This is a genomic window from Kribbella sp. NPDC048837 (assembly GCF_055586945.1).
This window is the reverse complement of the sequence record NZ_JBVJHF010000002.1, coordinates 169,895-187,385: the sequence shown is the minus strand read 5'-3', so window position 1 is coordinate 187,385 and position 17,491 is coordinate 169,895. Positions and strand designations below refer to the sequence as shown.

Here is a 17,491-nt window from a genome sequence, read left to right as displayed (position 1 = left end):
TGGTCCGAGCTGAAGCGGGGTATCACCGCATGGCCCCGGTCGCAGCCGGGTCACTCCGCCGCCCGGCGGAGCCGACGGGCCCGGGATCGCTCCCGACCGTCACACCGTGGAATCGCACCAATCGGCAGTAAACCACACCCCGGTGCCCGAGCTCGGGGGCTAGACCTCCGCCGAGCGACGTCTGCGGGTACGACGAGGCCCGGTACGACGGCGTACCGGGCGCCGCGGTCCGACGAGGCGAGGGCCGGCCAGGCGGTCCTCGAGCCGGCGGGCCTCGCGGCGGATCGGCTGAGCGACGTACTCGCCGAGAATGACGCCGGAGGCAAGAGCTACTCCGATGGCAACCGCGGTCGCGAGGCTCACGATGCCGAGCAGATCGCCGAGGCTCATCAGCTCGTACAGGCCCTTGTAGATCGTGAGTCCCGGCAGCAACGGAATCGTCCCCGACACGACGACGACCAGCGGCGGCACCCCGGACCGCCGGCCGAGCGAGTAGCTGCCGAGCCCCACGACGAAGGCCGCCGCCGCGGTCGACCAGGCCGGACCGAACGACGCCCGCGTCATCAGCGTGAACACCAAGGAGCCGAGCCCGCCCATCACGGCGACCGGCAGCAACGCCCGCAGCGGTGCGTACGACGCGTAGGCGAAAGCAACCGCCATCAGCGCACCGGAGCCGACCATGATCGGCAGGTTGGCCAGCTGGATCGTCTGCGCCTCGATCCCGACGTGCAGACCGAGCTTGAGCCCGATCGCGAGACCGAGCGAGACGCCGGCGATGATCCCGCCGGTGAGCAGCATCGCCTCGAGGCTGCGGGCCGCCGCGGTCACGTAGTACCCGGTGATCGCGTCCTGGACCGCACCGGTCAGGGCGATCCCGGCCAGCAGCATGATGATGCCTGCGGCAACGACCAGGGACGGTTTCACCGGTGCGTGCACGGCGTACAGGATCACCGCGACCGCGGTGGCGACGAACGCGCCGGCCACCTGCTGGTAGAACGTGGGCAGCCGCTGCCGGCTGAACCACCGGTTGTTCAGGTCGATCACGACCGCGGTGACGACCGCGACCAACGTGATCAGCCAGCCGCCACCGAGCAACAGCGTGGCGCCGCCGGCCATCACGCCCCAAGCCAGTACCGCGCTCCAGCGCGGGTACGGCGGACCCGCGGATGTCAGCCGGGCCAGCTCACGGCTCGCCTCGTCGCGGGTCACCTCGCCCTGGGCGAACCGCCGGACCAGCCGGTCGACGTCGGTCAGCCGGGAGAAGTCCTGCGACCGGTACCGGACCACGCGCATGTGAGTCTCGGGCGCGACGTCCGGCGCGGCCTGGTACGAGATCGCCATCGAGGTGAAGGTGATGTCGACCTCGCACCCGCGCAACCCGCCGGCCGCGGTGACACCGAGCATGGTCGCGGTCGCGTCCGCCGTCCCGGCGCCACTCGACAGCAGCACCTCCCCGACCCGCAGGGCCAGGTCGATGGTCCGGTAGACCTCCCGCTGCTCGTCAGGCTCCATCTACGCGCCGAGCAGGCGGTGGGCCATTGCGAGGTCGGTGATCAGGATGTTGACCCAACCGCCGAGCAGGGCGGCCCGGATCGCGGAGAACTTCCGCTCACCGCCCGCGACGCCGATCCGGCGCGGCACCGCCAGCAGCTCCTTCGCGGTCACGCCGATGACTCGCTGGTCGAAGTTCGAACGCACGTGCTTTCCCTCTTCGTCGAAGAACCGGAAACAGACGTCCCCGACCGCGCCGAGCCGGCGGAGCTCGTCCTGGTCGGCCTCGGCGACCGCGTTCCCGCTGCGCTGCAGCAGCGGCGAAGGTTCGAGGCTGCCGATTCCGACCAGTGCGTCGGTGAGCTGTCCCCACGTGCCCAGAACGTCCTGAACGGACACGTCGTTCATCATCGCGCGCCGCACCGCGGGCGTCCCGACCAGGCCCGGCGCGGGCAGGTAGACCGGCATCGCACCGGTCAGCTCGGCGAACCGCGCGGTCAGCCGGGTGGCCTGCATCTGCACCGCCGCGTCACCGAGACCGCCGACGATCTGGACCACTTTGTCCACCACCGGCACGCTCTTGCGTGGCATCCGGTCGACCGCGCTGATCAGCGTCTCGCTCCAGGACGAGATCCCGATCACGTGCCCGCCGGTCAGCGTCATGTCGATGTACGCCGCCGCCCCCGAGCCCAGCGCCGGCAGCACCTCGTCGCCGACCCCGAGCGTGTCGACCACGACCGCGTCCCGCAGGCCGTACCGGGCCTGCAACTCGTCCTCGAGATCGCTGTGCACGCCGCTCGGCATGGTCACCACGGTGTGCACGATGCCGACCTCGACCGCCTGTTTCAGCATCCGGGACACCCGCGCCTGGGAGAGGTTCAGCTCGGTGGCGATCCGCGGCTGCCGGATGCCCTTCTCGTGGTACATCCGGGCCACCTTGGCCAGCAGCCGCAGCTCGTCCAGCCCCGGCTGACGCACCGAGCGGTTGCCGTTCGCCACGAGAACCCCCTTCGACAGAACCAGATCTGGACTATAGGTCAGGCAGGTCGTGTCTGATGCACAGGTAGACCCGCGGACTACCGCCCGGATCGGGGATCACCGCCGACGGCGAGTCGCGTTTGCCGGTCGCCACCACCGAGCCGTCGCGGGGATCCACGATCGTGTAGTTCAGCGGCACCGTGTCGTCGAAGACCGGCACCGTCCCGCCGTGCTCGCGGTAGATGATCAGCAGACCGTCGGCCCCGCGCAGCGCCCGGCCCGAGATCACCCGGGTCCAGTCCGGCACCAGGTCCGTCGTCGGCAGCCCGGCCAGGATCTTCCCGAGCAGACCGACGTACGTCGATCCCTCGAAGCCGATCGCCTCCCGCCAGCCCGCGCCCGGGGCGAGGAAGAAGTCGGAGTGACCGGGCTCGTCGGGATGCAACCGCCACTGCCACAGACTGCCGGCACCGTAGACGACGCCCATCGTCCCGCCCGCGCACAGGTTGCTCCACGCCTCGTGCCCCTGCCACCAGCCGGCTCCCACGCCGGTCCGGCCGGTGTTCTCGTACGTCGGTTCGCCGTTCGCGACCGCCCGTACGGGTTCGTTCCGCCACATGTCCGCCACGCGTTCCGGCACGTGTTCACCCGTGTGTCCGGTCTGGCACCACTGGAAGTCCAGCCAGTCCGCGTCCTGGTGAGCCCGCGCGTGGATGTGTGGCCGGTAGTGGATGCCCGTCGGCTGGCCGTAGCAGTCCGCCGCGTGGACCTCGGCGCCACCCGCGGCGACCTGCGGCTCGAACCCCGTCCCGTCCCCGCCGACCAGGTAGATCGCGGGCTGAGCGCCGTACCGGGCGACGAGGTAGCGGCAGTACGCGGCGTACTCAGCCGGCGGTACGACGGTGCCGGCGACGTCGAGGCCCTTCCACCCGAAGCCCTGGAACACGGGCTGCAGGACCGGGACCAGCCCGTGCTCGACCAGGATCGTGAGCAGCTCGTCGAGGTACTGGAAGTACGCGAAGTTCGGCTCCCGCAGATGCCCGTCGGCGAGATCCTCGAAGGCCACGTCGAAGCCCTCGTCCTGGGTCCGGTCGCGCGGCCCGACCGCGCGCATGTCCGGCTGGACGGTCATCAGCAGGACCGCGTTGAACCCCTTGGCCTGCCGGTCGGCGGCGTACTCGCGGACCTGCTCGGGCGTCGCCCGCCACGGCAGCGCCCACGCGGTGTCCGCGACCAGGATCGCGGGCGTCCCGTCGGCGTGCACCAGGCTGCGGCCGCCGGGCGCCATCCGCCAGAACCCGTGCCGGTAGAACGGATTCGGCTCGTCCTCGGCGACCCCGACCGTGAACTCACCGCCCGACCAGGTCCAGCGACCGGGTTCGGGGGCCGCGAAGCGGACCTTCCAGGTATCGCCGCCGTCGGCGAACACCGGACGCCGCAACCGGAGGCCGCTCTCGTGCTCGAACTCCACCCACTCCTCCGCGGAAGTCAGCGAGAGTTCGATCGGACGCCAGACGACTGAGATGGACATGACACTCCCGAGGGGGGTTCGGACCGATAAACTGACCGCTGAATCTGCAAGACCACACGTGCTCTGGGGTCGGTGAAATTCCGAGCCGGCGGTGACAGTCCGCGACCCGTGCACCCGCGAGGGTGTCCGGTTGACCTGGTGGAACTCCGGGACCGACGGTGAAAGTCCGGATGGGAAGACGCACGTGGCAGTCTTCGCGGTGCCCGTGCGACGCCTGCCGTCGTGCGGTCTCGTGGAGCTTGTCGTTGCCCCGGAGTGCCATGCCATGTCACGCCGAGAGGACAGCGACCGTGAGCACCGCGACCACTTTGGACACCATTCAGCGAGCGATCGACGAGATCGCCCTCGGGCGACCCGTCGTGGTCGTCGACGACGAGGACCGCGAGAACGAGGGCGACCTGACCTTCGCCGCGAGCCTGGCCACCCCCGAACTGATGGCGCTGCTCGTCCGCCACACCAGCGGGTACGTCTGCGCGCCGTCCGCGGCCGAGATCCTCGACAAGCTCGAGCTGCCGCTGATGGTGCCGCACAACCAGGACAGCCTGCGGACGGCCTACACCGTCTCGATCGACGCGAGCACCGGCGTCGGCACCGGCATCTCGGCCGCCGACCGGGCCCGGACCGTCCGCGTGCTGGCCGACCCGGCGGCCCGGCCCGCGGATCTGATCCGGCCCGGTCACATCCTGCCGCTGCGCGCGGTCGACGGCGGGGTCCGGCAGCGGCCCGGTCACACCGAGGCCACCGTCGAGCTCGTCCGGCTCGCCGGACTGCCACCGGTCGGCGTGATCGGCGAGCTGATGAACGACGACGGCACTCTGATGACCGGCGCCGACCTGCGCACGTTCGCCGATACCCATGGCTTCGCGATGATCTCGATCGCCGACCTGGTCACTTACCTGTCGTGACCAGCCGCCGGGCGGCGTCCGCGATGCCGTCCGGCGAGAGCCCGTACCGGTCCAGCAGGTAGCCGGCCGAGCCCGTGGGGGCGAACTCGGGGAACCCGAGGATCGACACCCTGGCCGGATGATGCTGGACGACGGTCTCCGCGACGGCCCCGCCGAGGCCGCCACCGGACACCGCCTCCTCGGCGGTCACGATTCCGGCCGTCTCCCGCGCGGCCGCGACCACGGCGTCGATGTCCAGCGGCTTCACCGTCGGCATCGACAGCACCCGGGCCGAGATCCCCTCCTCGGCGAGCCGTTCGGCCGCGGCGATCGCCCGCCACAGCACGGTCCCGTTGCTGATCAGCGTCACGTCGCCACCATCGCGAACCGTGATCGCCCTGCCCAGCTGGAACTCGTAGTCGTCGGCGTACACCTTGGGCACGCTCATCCGGCTGACCCGGATGAACACCGGCCCGTCCGAGGCGGCCGCCCACCGCAGCGCCGCCGCGGTCTCGATCGGGTCGGCCGGCACGATCACGGTCATGTTGGCGATCGCCCGCAACCAGGCGATGTCCTCGACCGAGTGGTGCGTCGGGCCGAGTTCGCCGTACGCGACGCCCGGGCTCATGCCGCAGAGCTTCACGTTGGTGTTCGAGTAGGCGACATCGGCCTTGATCTGCTCCAGCGCGCGGCCGGTCAGAAAGCACGACGCGGCCGAGACGAACGGGATGCGGCCTCCGTTGGCCAGGCCGGAGGCGACCCCGACCATGTCCTGCTCGGCGATGCCGACGTTGATCAGCCGGTCCGGGAACGCCTTGCGGAAACTGTTCAGCTTGCTCGACCCGACCGAGTCGTTCACCACGCCGACGATCCGGTGGTCCGCGTGCGCGAGCTCCGCCAGGGTGTCGACGTACGCGTCCCGGCAGTCGTACCGCGGCTGGTCGGCGATCGAGGGGCTGTGGACGACGGTCATGCCGGCTCCTTGGCATATCTGGGAACAACAGCTTCCAGCTCGGCCAACGCCTGCTGGTACTCCGCCTCGTTCGGCACGCGGTGGTGCCAGGCGACGTTGTTGCTCATGTACGAGATCGGGTGGCCCTTGTGCGTGTGGGCGATCACGAACGTCGGCTTGCCCGGCCGGAACGGTACGGCGGACAGCACGTCGAGCAGCTCACCGTGGTCGTGGCCGTTCACCTCGACCACCGCGAACCCGAACGCGGTCGCCTTCTCGGGCAGCGGATCGAGGTCGTTGGTCTCCTTGGTGGTCGCACCCTGCTGCAGCCGGTTCCGGTCGACGATCACGGTCAGCCGGTCCAGCTGATACTGCGAGGCCGCCATCATCGCCTCCCAGTTGCTGCCCTCCTGCAGCTCGCCGTCCCCGACCAGCACATACGTACGGCGCAGCGAGACGTCGAGCTTGGCCGACAAGGCGTGCCCGACCGCGATCGGCAGCCCGTGACCGAGCGGACCGGTGTTGGCCTCGACGCCGGCCACCTTGTTCCGGTTCGGGTGCCCGTTGAGCGCCGACAGCGGCTTGAGGAACGTCGCCAGCTCCTCGACCGGCAGGATGCCGAAGGCGGCGAGGGTCGTGTAGAGCGCGCCGGCGACGTGGCCCTTGCTCAGGATGAACCGGTCCCGCTCGGGGTCGTCCACCGTCTCTGGTGAGATGTCGAGCACCGCGCCGTACAGGGTGGCCAGGATGTCGATCGCGGAGAAGTCGCCGCCGATGTGGCCGGCGCCGGCGTGATGGACCAGCTTGAGGTCCTGGATCCGGATCTGCTTGGCGGCCTCGGCGATGTGCGCGATCTGCTCTGCGCGGCTGGTGTGGATCGGCAGCCGCCCGAGCACCGGCATCGTCGCGTGCTCGACTGTGAGAGTCATGCGAGCTCCGACATCGAGCTCAGCAGGACCTTCTGCACCAGCCGCTGCGCCGCCAGCGCGTCGTGCGACGCCTGCGCCGCGGCGAGCGCCTCGTCGTCCAGGACGTCGAGCGCGTGGTGGATCGCCTTGAGGAAACGGATCGCCTGCTTCGCGGCCTCGACACTGTCCTCACGGAACGGGAACTGGTCCAGCTGCCAGACACCTTCCCAGTTGTTCTTGCGCAGGGTGTGGAAGAACTCGAAGGTCTCGACCAAATGCACCGAGCCGACGACCATGTCGTCGTCCCAGCCGCGCAGGTTGTCGTTCACGTCGATCGCGAACAGCCGGCCGTAGTCGATCGCCAGCTGGGCCGCGTCGGCGGGCGTCTCCTGGCCGTAGAGCGAGTGGCCGAAGTCGAGCAGGATGCCCAGGTTGGGCAGGCCGATCTTCTCGATCCCGAGCAGCGTCCGTGCGACGTTCGGGAAGATGATCTTGACCCGGGGCTCGCGCGGCTTGTACTCGATCACGAAGTTGATGTCGGGGTGCGCCGAGACGAGCTCCTTCAGGCCGTCCAGGGCGAGGTTCCAGATGTCGTGGTAGTTCACCTGGAACGGGTAGTCCCAGCCGTCCTGGCCGGGCCACAGCTTCACGTACGAGCAGCCCAGGTCCTTCGCCAGTTCGGTTGCCTGGTGCAACAGTTCGAGCGCCTGCTTGCGAACTGCGGGGTCCGGGTTGGTGAGCGACCCCTTGACGAAGTCGCGGGTGTAGATCTCCGGGGTGATCGCGATCGCCTTGAGATTGTTCCGCTTCAGGGCGTCCTTGACCTCGTCCAGCGTCCCGTCGTACCCGGCGAACGGCCAGTTCAGGTCGACCACGGACAGGTCGCCGACGGCGCCGGCCCGGTCGATCTGCTCGAGCAACCCGACCGGCGGCCCGTAGCCGTCGGTGGCATAGCGGTCCTTGTAGGTCGCGAAATGCCAGATACCCGCGCCGAAGACCGGCATGTCAGTCATCGTCATCTCTCCTTCATATGTGGTCAGCCCTTGGTGGCGCCGGCGGTCAGTCCGCCGACGATCCAGCGCTGGAGCAAGGTGTACGCGATCAGGATCGGCACCACGGCGATCAGGATGCCCGCCGCGAGACCGGTGTTGTTGTTGGCGAACTGGCCCTGGAAGTTCAGCAGCCCGACCGGGATGGTCTTGTGCGCGTCGGAGTTCAGCAGGATCAGCGCGAACAGGAACTCGTTCCAGGTCGCGACCGCGTCCAGGATCGCCACCGTCACCAGGGCCGGCAGCGACAGCGGCAGGATCATCGTGAAGAACACCCGCCAGTCGCCGGCGCCGTCCACCTTGGCCGCCTCGATGATCTCGTCCGGGATCTGCCGGAAGAACGACGCCAGCACCAGCACCTCGAACGGGATGCCGAAGGCCAGGTACGGCCCGAGCAGCCCGAACAGGCTGTCGGTCGCGCCGGCCGAGCGCATCATGATGAACACCGGGACGATGGTGATGTAGATCGGGATGGTCAGCCCGAGGAACACCGTGAACATCACCGTCCGGCGGAACTTCATCCGCAGCTTGGCCAGCGCGAATCCGAGCATCGCCGAGAGCAGCACCCCGAGCGGCACCTTCATCACCGCGAGCAGCAGGCTGTTGCGGTACGTCGTCGCGAAGTTCCCGATGTCCCAGGCGTCACTGAAGTTCGACCAGGTGAAGGCGTCCGGCCAGGACAGCGGCCCGTTACTGATGAAGTCGGACAGCGGCCGGACCGCGGTGATCACCAGCAACGCCAGCGGCGAGACCCAGAAGATCGCCGCCACCGCGAGCACCAGCGTGATCACCAGCCCCCGGCGCCCCTTCGGCTTCTGGCCGGCGGAGTGCGCTTCGACCGTGTCGACCGGGACTTCGACCCGAGCAGGCGCGATCGAGGTCATGTCGCCTCCTTGGTTTGCGAGCGTACGTACGGGATTCCGACGGCGATCGCCACCAGGGTGATCACGACCGCGATCGCGGTGCCGTAGCCGGCTTGGTAGTACTGGAAGACGTTGAAGTACATCCACGTCCCCATCACCTGCGTCGACGTCCCGGGTCCGCCGTACGTCATCGCGTAGATCATGTCGAAGACCTTGAACGAGTCGATCAGCGAGAGCGCCAGCACGATGTAGTGCGCGGGCCGCAGGCTCGGCATCGTGACGTGCCAGAACTGCTGCCACTTGGTCGCGCCGTCGACGGTCGCGGCCTCGTAGAGCTCGTTCGGGATCCCTTGCAGCGCGGCCAGGTAGAGCAGCATCGGGAAGCCGGTGCGCAACCAGATCGCCGGCACCATCACCGCCCACAACGCCGTCGAGTCCTGCCCGAGCCACGGCTGGGCCAGGCCGTCCAGGCCGATCAGCCGCAGGAACGAGTTGATCGCGCCGTACTGCGGGTTGTAGAGCCAGCCCCAGATCGAGGCGATCGAGACCAGCGGCAGCACCGCCGGGGTGTAGAACACCAGCCGCAGGATCGGCTTGCCGTGCACCTTGCCGTTCAGGGCGATCGCGAGCGCCAGGCCGATGATGGTCGGCACCGCGATCGTCACCACGGTCCAGATCAGGTTGTTCCGGACCGCGGTGACGACGACCGGGTCGCTCGGCATCTTGACGTAGTTCTCCAGCCCGACGAACTTGTACGTCGCGCTCAGGCCGTCCCAGTTGGTCAGGCTGAACCAGAGTGATGACAACGCCGGGTACACCAGGAACGCGACGTACACCACCAGTGCGGGCAGCGCGAACAACCAGGGCGACCACCTGCCACCACGTTTGCCCTTGGCTACTTGGGGTTTGGAGAGCGCGACTGTCGCCATGGGTCAGCTCTTCGCCCAGGCGGAGACGATCTCCTGCATCTTCTTGGCCGCCGCCTCCGGCGTCACCGAGCCCTGCAGCAGGTCGCTCTGCACGCTGAAGTACTGGTCGGCCTGCTTCTTCGGGAACGCCTGGTCCTGGATCGTGTAGAACGGGTTGCCGCCGTACTTCTGCGACCACTCCGCCGACAGCGGCAGCGTCTTCGGGTCCGGCTCGGCGCCCTTGACCGTGGAGGCGCTGACCTGCAACGCCTTCTGCGTCGCGGGCTGGACGATGAAGTCGATCAGCGCCGCGGACCTGTCGGCGTTCCCGGTCTTGGCGTTGATCATGTAGCCCTCGACGAAGCCGGAGTGCCGGGACGGGGACTGGTCGGTCGGCAGCTCGAAGTTGCCGAACGCGGCCGGGCTCTTCTTCGCCGACAGGATCGCGGCCGCCTCGGTCCACGGCCCGGTGATCGTGTACGCCGTCTTGCCCTGGACGTACGCCGGTTCGATGTCGGCCGGGTCGAGGCCGAGGGCGCCCTGCGGCAGCCACTTCTTGTCCTGCCACTTCTTGAACAGCGCGAACGCCTCGACCACCTCGGGCCGGTCCCAGCTCTCGGCGCCGGTCAGCAGCTTGTCGTGCAGGTCCGGCCCGGCGGTGTGCTCGAGCAGGTACTCGAACAGCCGCATGATGTCCCAGCCGTACTTCCCGCCGAGGCCGGCCGGCGTCACACCGACCGCGACGAGCTTGTCGTTGAGCGCCTCCAGCTCGGCGTACGTCGTGGGCGGGGCGCTCACGCCGGCCTTGGCGAACAGCGACTTGTTGTACCAGGCACCGATCCCGAGGGAGACGAACGGGACCCCGGACTTCACGCCCTCGAACGTCATCCCGGAGATCGCCGCGGTGTTGATCTTCGAGTCCCAGCCGTACTTGGAGTAGTACGGCGACAGGTCGAGCGCCTGCTTGGCCTTCGCGAACGGGCTGCCGATCTGACCACCCCAGATCCGCCAGACGTCGGGGCCTTTGCCGCCGAGCAGTTCCGTGCGCAGCTTGTCCGGGTACACCGCCGCACCCGAGCCGGGCAGGCTGTCGACCGTGGTCGTCGTGCCGTTCTGCTCGTCGAACTTCTTGATCTGGGCCTTCAGCAACCCGATGGTCTCGTCACCCTCGTAGGTGAACAGCCGCAGGTTGTTCGAGGCCGCGGCCGTGTCGCCACCGCTGGTGGAGGCGCCTCCCCCGGTGCAGGCGGACAGACCGACGCCGACCGCGGCGGCGGACGTGAGGCCGAGGAATCCTCGACGGGTGAAGGTGTTCATCAGACACTCCTTTGACGGGCGAAGCGGCGGATCTTGGCGAACATGTCTTCGAGCAGGAAGCGGACGTCGACCTGTTCGACCACACTGATCGGGTTGTTCGTGCCAGGCAGGTACCAGCCGTCGACGCCGAACCGCGGGGCCGGCCGGACGCGCAGGTTCCCGCTGTTCGGGTAGAGCATCAGCGCGATCGCGGGCGAGTCGCCGAGGGACCGGGACTCGATCGGCTCGCCGTGCCAGGTCGCGTTCCACTCGTGCAGCTGCTCGATCAGGTACTTGCCCAGGGGACCGGCGTCGCCGATCTTCTCGTCCAGCTCGGCGTACCCGACCGACACCTTCGTGTAGACGTCGCTGGGCACCTGCCAGACGGTGATTCCGGAGCCGAACACCACGTTGGCGGCGTGGATGTCGTTGGACAGGTTGAACTCGATCCCCGGGTACGACGTGTGCCCGTAGTACCCGCGCCCGCCGATCCAGATCACGATCACGTCCCGGTGCACGATCTCCGGGTCGAGCAGGATCGCACTCGCCATGTCGGTCAAGGGGCCGAGGAACGACACGAACAGCGGGTCGTCCTTCGAGGCCAGCTTGGACTCCTCGATGATCAGCTGGGCGCCCGGCGAGTCGAGCGGGGTCTGCTCGTCCGGGATGCCGGTCGTCGCGCCGTTCGCGACCGGGACCTGACCGGTCAGGTCCATCAGGTCCAGCAGCAGGTCGATCTCCTCGCGGGACTCCTGCATGCTGCGGTCCGACCGGCGGGTGCCGAAGTGCGCCGCGATCAGGCCGCGGATGTCGAAGGTGGGCGACAACAGCCCGTGCACGATCGCGAACTGATCGTCCGCCTCGTTCTTGGCATCGGTGTTGATGATGACCCGCCGTCTGCTCGGCTTCACCCTGACGACCTCCTTGGCTTCTCCGCCCCACTCCGCCGCCGAAGGCGGCCAGGGTTCGGGTTTGGTGGGTTGTGTTTGAATAGATATTCACTAGTGCATAACCTGTCGCCATGAGTGTCACCACGACGCTAGAGTCCCGTCAAGAGCTCGGTTGAAAGTTCATCGGAAGGGGACTGCGATGGCCGGAGCCGCTGTGCTGGCGATCGACCAGGGCACGACCAACTCGAAGGCGGTCCTGGTAGGCGCCGACGGCGGCGTACTCGCGACCGGATCCGCGCCGGTCGGCCTCTCCACGCCCCAGCCCGGGTGGGCCGAACAGGACGCCGACGAGCTATGGAACAGCGTCCTGCAGGCGATCGCGACCTGCCTGTCCGGCGCAGGGCGCGTGGAGATCGTGGGGATCGCGTTGTCCACCCAGCGCGAGTCGGTCGTGGGGTGGAGTCGCGAGGGTGCGGCCGTCGGCCCGGTCATCGGCTGGCAGGACGTGCGGACCGCCTCGTGGTGCGCATCCCTGCCGCCGTCCGTTGACGCCGCGGCGCGCGCGAGGACCGGCCTGCGGGTGGATGCGATGTTCTCCGCCCCGAAGCTGCACTGGTTGCTGACCGAGACGGGAGCCGATCGTGTCGGCACCGTGGACTCCTGGCTGATCCATCGACTGACTGGTTGCCGTGAGCATCTGACCGACGCCGGCAACGCCGCAAGGACCTTGCTGTACGACGTTCTCGACCTGGACTGGTCCCCGGAGCTGCTGAACGCCTTCGGCGTACCGCGGTCAGTCCTGCCGGAAGTGCGCCCGTCGAACGGTGGCTTCGGGGTGACGTCCGGGGTGCCCGGGGTGGCCGACGGGATCCCGATCGTCGCCGTACTCGCGGATTCGCACGCGGCGATGTACGGACAGGGGTGCACGCGGGCCGGGATGGTCAAGGCGACGTACGGGACCGGGTCGTCGGTGATGACACCGGTCGACGGGTTCGTGGCGGACGGATGCACGCTGGCCTGGCTGACGGACAAGCCGCTGTACGCGCTCGAAGGGAACATCGTGTCATCGGGCGCCGCGTTGGCGTGGACGGCCGGGATGCTGGGGCTGCCGGACGTCGGCGCGCTGATGGAGCTGGCGGCGAGCGTGCCGTCGGCGGAGGGGGTCGTACTGGTGCCGGCGTTCGCGGGGCTCGGTGCACCGCACTGGGACCGGAATGCGCGCGCCGCGATCACGGGGATGAGCAGCTCGACCAAGCGAGCCCATATCGCCCGCGCCTGCGTAGACGCGGTCGCTCACCAGATCTGCGACATCACCGACACCATCCCCGGCACGCTCACCAGCCTGCGCGCCGACGGCGGCGCGACCGTCTCCGGCCTCCTCATGCAGACCCAGGCCGACCTCCTCGGCCACCCGGTCGAAGCCGCCGACGTCCCCGAGATCTCCGCCCTCGGCGCCGCCGAACTCGCCTGGACCACCCTCGGCGAAACCACCAACTGGTCGGACAAACGCACGTACCGCACGTTCGACCCCGCCATCACCCCCACCGAACGCACCACCCGCCGCACCACCTGGTCCGCCGCCATCACCTCAGCCCGCACCACCTGACCCACCCAGCCCGCCCCCGCCCTCGCACGGCACAAACCTCCAGCTGAGGGGCAACTTGTGGGGCTCGGGGTCTACTTCGATGTAACTCGCTGGAGTTGACCGGTTGTGGTCGGACATCGCTTTCCGTTACAGGTTGACTCGTCGTTTCGGCCCACCTAAGGTTGCGATCACAGGCTGCGGAAAGCCCTTTCCAAGGCTGTGAGTGAGGGAGGCCCGCCATGTGCGAGTACGAGCCGGGCGCCGCCGTGGGGCTACCCGGCGGAATCGGCGTCTCGTTGCTGACGGTGTACGACGGCGCGGCCCCCGACGGCCTGGTCGGCGGCACGCCGCACGTGCACCTGGCCTGCTCCGAGGGGTACTACGTGATCGCCGGCTCCGGCGCGGTCCAGACCCTCACCCCGAAGGGTTTCACCGAGACCCCGCTGCAGGCCGGCACCGTGGTCTGGTTCGACCCCGGCACGATCCACCGACTCGTCAACGACGGCGGCCTGCAGATCCTCACCCTGATGTCGAACTCCGGCCTCCCCGAAGCCGGCGACGCCGTACTGACGCTGCCGCCGGAGCACCTCATCGACCGCGAGACCTATCTCGCGGCGACCAGCCTCACCGGCGACGGTGAGGTCCGGACCGCGTCCGCGATGGCCCGGCGCAACCTCGGAGTCGAGGGCTTCGCCGTACTGCGGAAGTCCTTCGAAGCCGACGGCCCGTCCGCGCTGGACGAGTTCTACGCGGCCGCGGTCCGGCTCGTCCAGCCACAGCTCGCGGACTGGCGGAAACGCTGGGAGCAGGGCGCCCGCCGCCTCGCCGACGAGACCGGCGCCGCACTGGGCGCGCTCGAGGCGGGTACGGCGCCGCACCTGCAGACCGCCGAACTCCATCGAATCCCCGCCCCCACCGAGCTCGGCCGGCACGGCATGTGCGGTCGCCTCGACGTCTACGACATCACTTCGTGAGAGGCAGAACTGTGAACGAGCGACGCATCGGCATCGTGATGAACGGTGTCACCGGCCGGATGGGCCTGCGCCAGCACCTCGAGCGGTCCATCGTGGCGATCCGCGCACAGGGTGGCCTGCCGGCCGCCGACGGGACGATGATCATCCCCGAGCCGATCCTGGTCGGCCGCAACGAGATGAAGCTGCGCCGGATCGCGGAGCAGTACGACCTGACCCGGTGGACCACCGACCTGGCCGAGGCCCTGGCCGAGCCGGACGTCGAGATCTACTTCGACTCCCAGCTGACCCAGCTGCGCGAGAAGGGTGTGCGCGCCGCCGTCGAGGCCGGCAAGGCGATCTACTGCGAGAAGCCGATCGCCGAGAGCCTGGAGGCCGCGGTCGACCTGGCCCGGCTGGTCCGTGACGCCGGGCTGAAGAACGGCGTGGTCCAGGACAAGCTGTCCCTGCCCGGCCTGCGGAAGCTGAAGCGGCTGGTCGACGGCGGGTTCTTCGGCCGGATCCTCTCGGTCCGCGGCGAGTTCGGCTACTGGGTCTTCGAGGGCGACTGGCAGGAGGCGCAGCGGCCGTCTTGGAACTACAAGTCCGAAGAGGGCGGCGGCATCATCGTCGACATGTTCTGCCACTGGCGGTACGTGCTCGACCAGATCTTCGGCCCGGTCAAGTCCGTCTACTGCCAGGGCGCGACCCACATCCCGACCCGGGTCGACGAGAACGGCCAGGAGTACACCGCCACCGCGGACGACGCGGCGTACGGCGTCTTCGAGCTGGAGGGCGGGATCGTCGCGCAGATGAACTCGTCCTGGGCGACCCGGGTGTTCCGCGACGAGCTGGTCGAGTTCCAGGTCGACGGCACCGAGGGCTCGGCGGTCGCCGGGCTGCGGAACTGCCGCGCGCAGCACCGGTCCGCAACACCGAAGCCGGTCTGGAACCCGGACCTGCCGGCCACCGAGAAGTTCCGCGACCAGTGGGCGACGGTGCCGGACAACGAGGTGTTCGACAACGGGTTCAAGGTGCAGTGGGAGATGTTCCTGCGGCACGTGGTCGACGACGCGCCGTTCACCTGGGACTTCCTCGAGGCCGCGAAGGGCGTGCAGCTCGCCGAGCTGGGCCTGCAGTCGTGGCGCGAGGGCCGCAAGCTCGACGTCCCGCCCCTCGACCTCGAGGGCCGGCCGTGAAGCTGAAGCTACCGTCGGCCGGCGGCCTGGCGACCTATCAGCTGGTCGGCGAACCAGTTGCTCAGGGCACCTATGAGCCGGCTCGCTCGCGGCTGGCGTTCGCGGCCGCGCATGTTGTCGCCGACCCCTTGGGCGACAACTCGCCGGGCGCGCCCGCGGTCGTCGACTGGGAGCACACGCTGGAGTTCCGCCGGCACCTGTGGTCGCTCGGGCTGTCGGTCGCCGAAGCCATGGACACCGCCCAGCGGGGAATGGGCCTGGACTGGGCGGCGACACAGGAACTGATCCGCCGCTCCGCAGCCGAGGCTCCCGACGGGCGCATCGCCGTGGGCGTCGGCACAGACCAGCTCACCGCTGCGCCCCAACCCGCCGCCGGCTCCGACCGGTCCTCCCGCGGCTCTCACTCGTTGGAGGCGGTGACCGCGGCGTATGAGGAGCAGCTTGCACTGGCAGAGGAGGTCGGGGCGCAGCCGATTCTGATGGCCAGCCGGGCGTTGTGCGCGGCGGCGACCTCACCTGACGACTACCGCAAGGTGTACGACCACCTGCTGAGCCAATCGTCTCGCCCGGTGATCTTGCACTGGCTGGGGTCGATGTTCGACCCGGCGCTGGACGGCTACTGGGGTAGCGACTCGCTCGACACCGCCGCCGATGTCGTCGTCGATCTGATTGCCGACAATACGACCAAGGTCGACGGCATCAAGGTCTCGCTGCTCGACGCCTCGCGTGAAGTTGCCCTGCGCAACCGTCTGCCCGAGGGCGTCCGGCTGTACACCGGTGACGACTTCAACTACCCCGAGCTGATCCGCGGTGACGCCGACCAGCACAGCGACGCACTGCTCGGGATCTTCGCCGCGATCGCCCCGGCGGCCGCGGCCGCGTTGAAGGCGCTGGACGATGGTGATCTCGACACTTACGAGCGGGTGTTCGCGCCGACGGTCCCGCTGGCCCGGCAGATCTTCTCGGCGCCGACGTACTACTACAAGACCGGGATCGCCTTCCTGGCTTGGCTGAACGGGCACCAGCCCGGGTTCACGATGGTGGGCGGCCTGCAGACCGGGCGGTCGCTGCCCCATCTCGCGGACACGTTCCGCCTGGCGGACCAGGCCGGCGTACTCACGAATCCCGAGCTCGCGGTCGAGCGGTTCCGGCAGCTGCTGCGCGTGGGCGGGGTCGACGCATGAACCGCTACAGCCTGAACCAGGCGACCACGAAGTACTGGCCGCTGGAGGACGTCGTCGCGGCCAGCGCCAAGGCCGACCTGGAATGGATCGGGCTGTGGCGCGAGCCGATCCAGGAGTACGGCGTCGACAAGGCCGCGCGGTTGGTCGCGGATGCCGGCCTGAAGGTCTCCTCGCTGTGCCGGAGCGGCTTCTTCACCTCGACCGATCCGGCCGAGCGGAAGGCGAAGATCGAGGACAACCGACGCGCGATCGACGAGGCTGCGACAGTCGGTACGTCGGTGCTCGTGCTCGTCAGCGGTGGACTGCCGGCCGGGTCGCGTGATCTGGACGGCGCGCGTTCGATGGTCCGTGACGGGCTGGCCGAGCTGGCGCCGTACGCCTCCGAACGTGGCGTGAGGCTGGCGGTCGAGGCGTTGCACCCGATGTTCTGCTCCGACCGGTGTGTGGTCTCGTCGTTGTCGGGTGCGCTGGATCTTGCCGAACAGTTCCCGGCGTCGCAGGTGGGCGTGATCGTAGATGCGTATCACCTGTGGTGGGACGCGGACGTCTACCGGCAGATCGAGCGGGCGGGTGAGCGGATCCTGTCCTACCAGGTGAGCGACTGGGTGGTTCCGCTGCCGGCGGACACGCTGCTCGGGCGCGGCCTGATGGGCGACGGCTCGATCGAGCTGCGCCGGCTGCGCGAGGCCTGCGACGCGGCCGGGTACGACGGGCCGATCGAGGTCGAGATCTTCAACCAGAAGCTGTGGGACGCGCCGGGTCAGGAGGTCTTCGACCTGGCGCTCGCGCGGTATCAGGAATACGTCGTCTAGTTACTGAGGAG

Annotated in this window: 16 protein-coding genes and 1 riboswitch; of the genes, 6 read left to right on the top strand and 10 right to left on the bottom strand. The window is 68.9% G+C overall.

Annotated features, from left to right (window positions below):
- Positions 1 to 159: 159 nt before the first annotated feature.
- From ACZ6O0_RS08870 to ACZ6O0_RS08860, 3 genes are read right to left on the bottom strand one after another with little or no spacing between them, the layout of a single operon-like run.
- The gene (locus ACZ6O0_RS08870; RefSeq protein WP_465764269.1) at positions 160 to 1,512 is read right to left on the bottom strand and encodes a threonine/serine exporter family protein; all 1,353 of its coding nucleotides are present in this window, start codon (positions 1,510 to 1,512) and stop codon (positions 160 to 162) included.
- Positions 1,513 to 2,490, bottom strand: coding sequence for a sugar-binding transcriptional regulator (locus tag ACZ6O0_RS08865; protein WP_465764268.1), 978 nt, complete (start codon positions 2,488 to 2,490; stop codon positions 1,513 to 1,515).
- A gap of 31 nt (positions 2,491 to 2,521) precedes the next feature.
- On the bottom strand, positions 2,522 to 4,000 hold the full coding sequence (locus ACZ6O0_RS08860) for a glycoside hydrolase family 140 protein (protein ID WP_465764267.1): 1,479 nt from the start codon (positions 3,998 to 4,000) through the stop codon (positions 2,522 to 2,524).
- 54 nt (positions 4,001 to 4,054) lie between these two features.
- A riboswitch (FMN riboswitch) is annotated at positions 4,055 to 4,188 on the top strand.
- A 102-nt stretch (positions 4,189 to 4,290) separates the two neighbouring features.
- Here ACZ6O0_RS08860 and ribB point away from each other — a divergent pair.
- Entirely contained in the window at positions 4,291 to 4,905 is a 615-nt protein-coding gene (gene ribB / locus ACZ6O0_RS08855) for a 3,4-dihydroxy-2-butanone-4-phosphate synthase (RefSeq protein ID WP_465764266.1), read from the top strand.
- Here ribB and ACZ6O0_RS08850 read toward each other — a convergent pair.
- From ACZ6O0_RS08850 to ACZ6O0_RS08820, 7 genes are read right to left on the bottom strand one after another with little or no spacing between them, the layout of a single operon-like run.
- A complete protein-coding gene (locus ACZ6O0_RS08850; RefSeq protein WP_465764265.1) occupies positions 4,889 to 5,857 on the bottom strand; it encodes a transketolase family protein in 969 nt (322 codons plus the stop codon). The two genes, ribB and ACZ6O0_RS08850, sit on opposite strands and share 17 nt — an antisense overlap.
- Positions 5,854 to 6,765 (bottom strand): transketolase, encoded by a 912-nt coding sequence (locus ACZ6O0_RS08845; protein ID WP_465764264.1) that lies wholly within the window; start codon positions 6,763 to 6,765, stop codon positions 5,854 to 5,856. The genes ACZ6O0_RS08850 and ACZ6O0_RS08845 overlap by 4 nt, the downstream gene beginning before the upstream one ends.
- Positions 6,762 to 7,757 (bottom strand): sugar phosphate isomerase/epimerase family protein, encoded by a 996-nt coding sequence (locus tag ACZ6O0_RS08840; protein ID WP_465764263.1) that lies wholly within the window; start codon positions 7,755 to 7,757, stop codon positions 6,762 to 6,764. The genes ACZ6O0_RS08845 and ACZ6O0_RS08840 overlap by 4 nt, the downstream gene beginning before the upstream one ends.
- 23 nt (positions 7,758 to 7,780) lie before the next feature.
- The gene (locus ACZ6O0_RS08835) at positions 7,781 to 8,677 is read right to left on the bottom strand and encodes a carbohydrate ABC transporter permease (RefSeq protein WP_465764262.1); all 897 of its coding nucleotides are present in this window, start codon (positions 8,675 to 8,677) and stop codon (positions 7,781 to 7,783) included.
- On the bottom strand, positions 8,674 to 9,585 hold the full coding sequence (locus tag ACZ6O0_RS08830; RefSeq protein WP_465764261.1) for a carbohydrate ABC transporter permease: 912 nt from the start codon (positions 9,583 to 9,585) through the stop codon (positions 8,674 to 8,676). The genes ACZ6O0_RS08835 and ACZ6O0_RS08830 overlap by 4 nt, the downstream gene beginning before the upstream one ends.
- A 3-nt stretch (positions 9,586 to 9,588) precedes the next feature.
- Complete coding sequence (locus ACZ6O0_RS08825) at positions 9,589 to 10,881, bottom strand: ABC transporter substrate-binding protein (RefSeq protein ID WP_465764260.1); 1,293 nt, start codon at positions 10,879 to 10,881, stop codon at positions 9,589 to 9,591.
- The gene (locus ACZ6O0_RS08820) at positions 10,881 to 11,771 is read right to left on the bottom strand and encodes a nucleoside hydrolase (protein ID WP_465764259.1); all 891 of its coding nucleotides are present in this window, start codon (positions 11,769 to 11,771) and stop codon (positions 10,881 to 10,883) included. The genes ACZ6O0_RS08825 and ACZ6O0_RS08820 overlap by 1 nt, the downstream gene beginning before the upstream one ends.
- Positions 11,772 to 11,949: 178 nt before the next feature.
- Here ACZ6O0_RS08820 and ACZ6O0_RS08815 point away from each other — a divergent pair, with 178 nt between their 5' ends.
- The 5 genes from ACZ6O0_RS08815 (at position 11,950) to ACZ6O0_RS08795 (ending at position 17,480) form a co-directional block, all read left to right on the top strand.
- Positions 11,950 to 13,356, top strand: a complete 1,407-nt coding sequence (locus tag ACZ6O0_RS08815; protein ID WP_465764258.1) for an FGGY family carbohydrate kinase — start codon at positions 11,950 to 11,952, stop codon at positions 13,354 to 13,356.
- Positions 13,357 to 13,574: 218 nt separating this feature from the next.
- The gene (locus tag ACZ6O0_RS08810) at positions 13,575 to 14,309 is read left to right on the top strand and encodes a cupin domain-containing protein (RefSeq protein WP_465764257.1); all 735 of its coding nucleotides are present in this window, start codon (positions 13,575 to 13,577) and stop codon (positions 14,307 to 14,309) included.
- 11 nt (positions 14,310 to 14,320) lie between these two features.
- Positions 14,321 to 15,484 carry a Gfo/Idh/MocA family protein gene (locus tag ACZ6O0_RS08805; RefSeq protein ID WP_465764256.1) on the top strand — a complete coding sequence of 388 codons (1,164 nt, stop codon included), beginning with the start codon at positions 14,321 to 14,323 and terminating at the stop codon, positions 15,482 to 15,484.
- A complete protein-coding gene (locus ACZ6O0_RS08800) occupies positions 15,481 to 16,668 on the top strand; it encodes a dihydrodipicolinate synthase family protein (protein ID WP_465764255.1) in 1,188 nt (395 codons plus the stop codon). Before ACZ6O0_RS08805 ends, ACZ6O0_RS08800 begins: the two co-directional genes overlap by 4 nt.
- Positions 16,665 to 17,480, top strand: coding sequence for a sugar phosphate isomerase/epimerase family protein (locus ACZ6O0_RS08795; protein WP_465764254.1), 816 nt, complete (start codon positions 16,665 to 16,667; stop codon positions 17,478 to 17,480). The genes ACZ6O0_RS08800 and ACZ6O0_RS08795 overlap by 4 nt, the downstream gene beginning before the upstream one ends.
- The last annotated feature ends 11 nt before the right edge of the window (positions 17,481 to 17,491 follow it).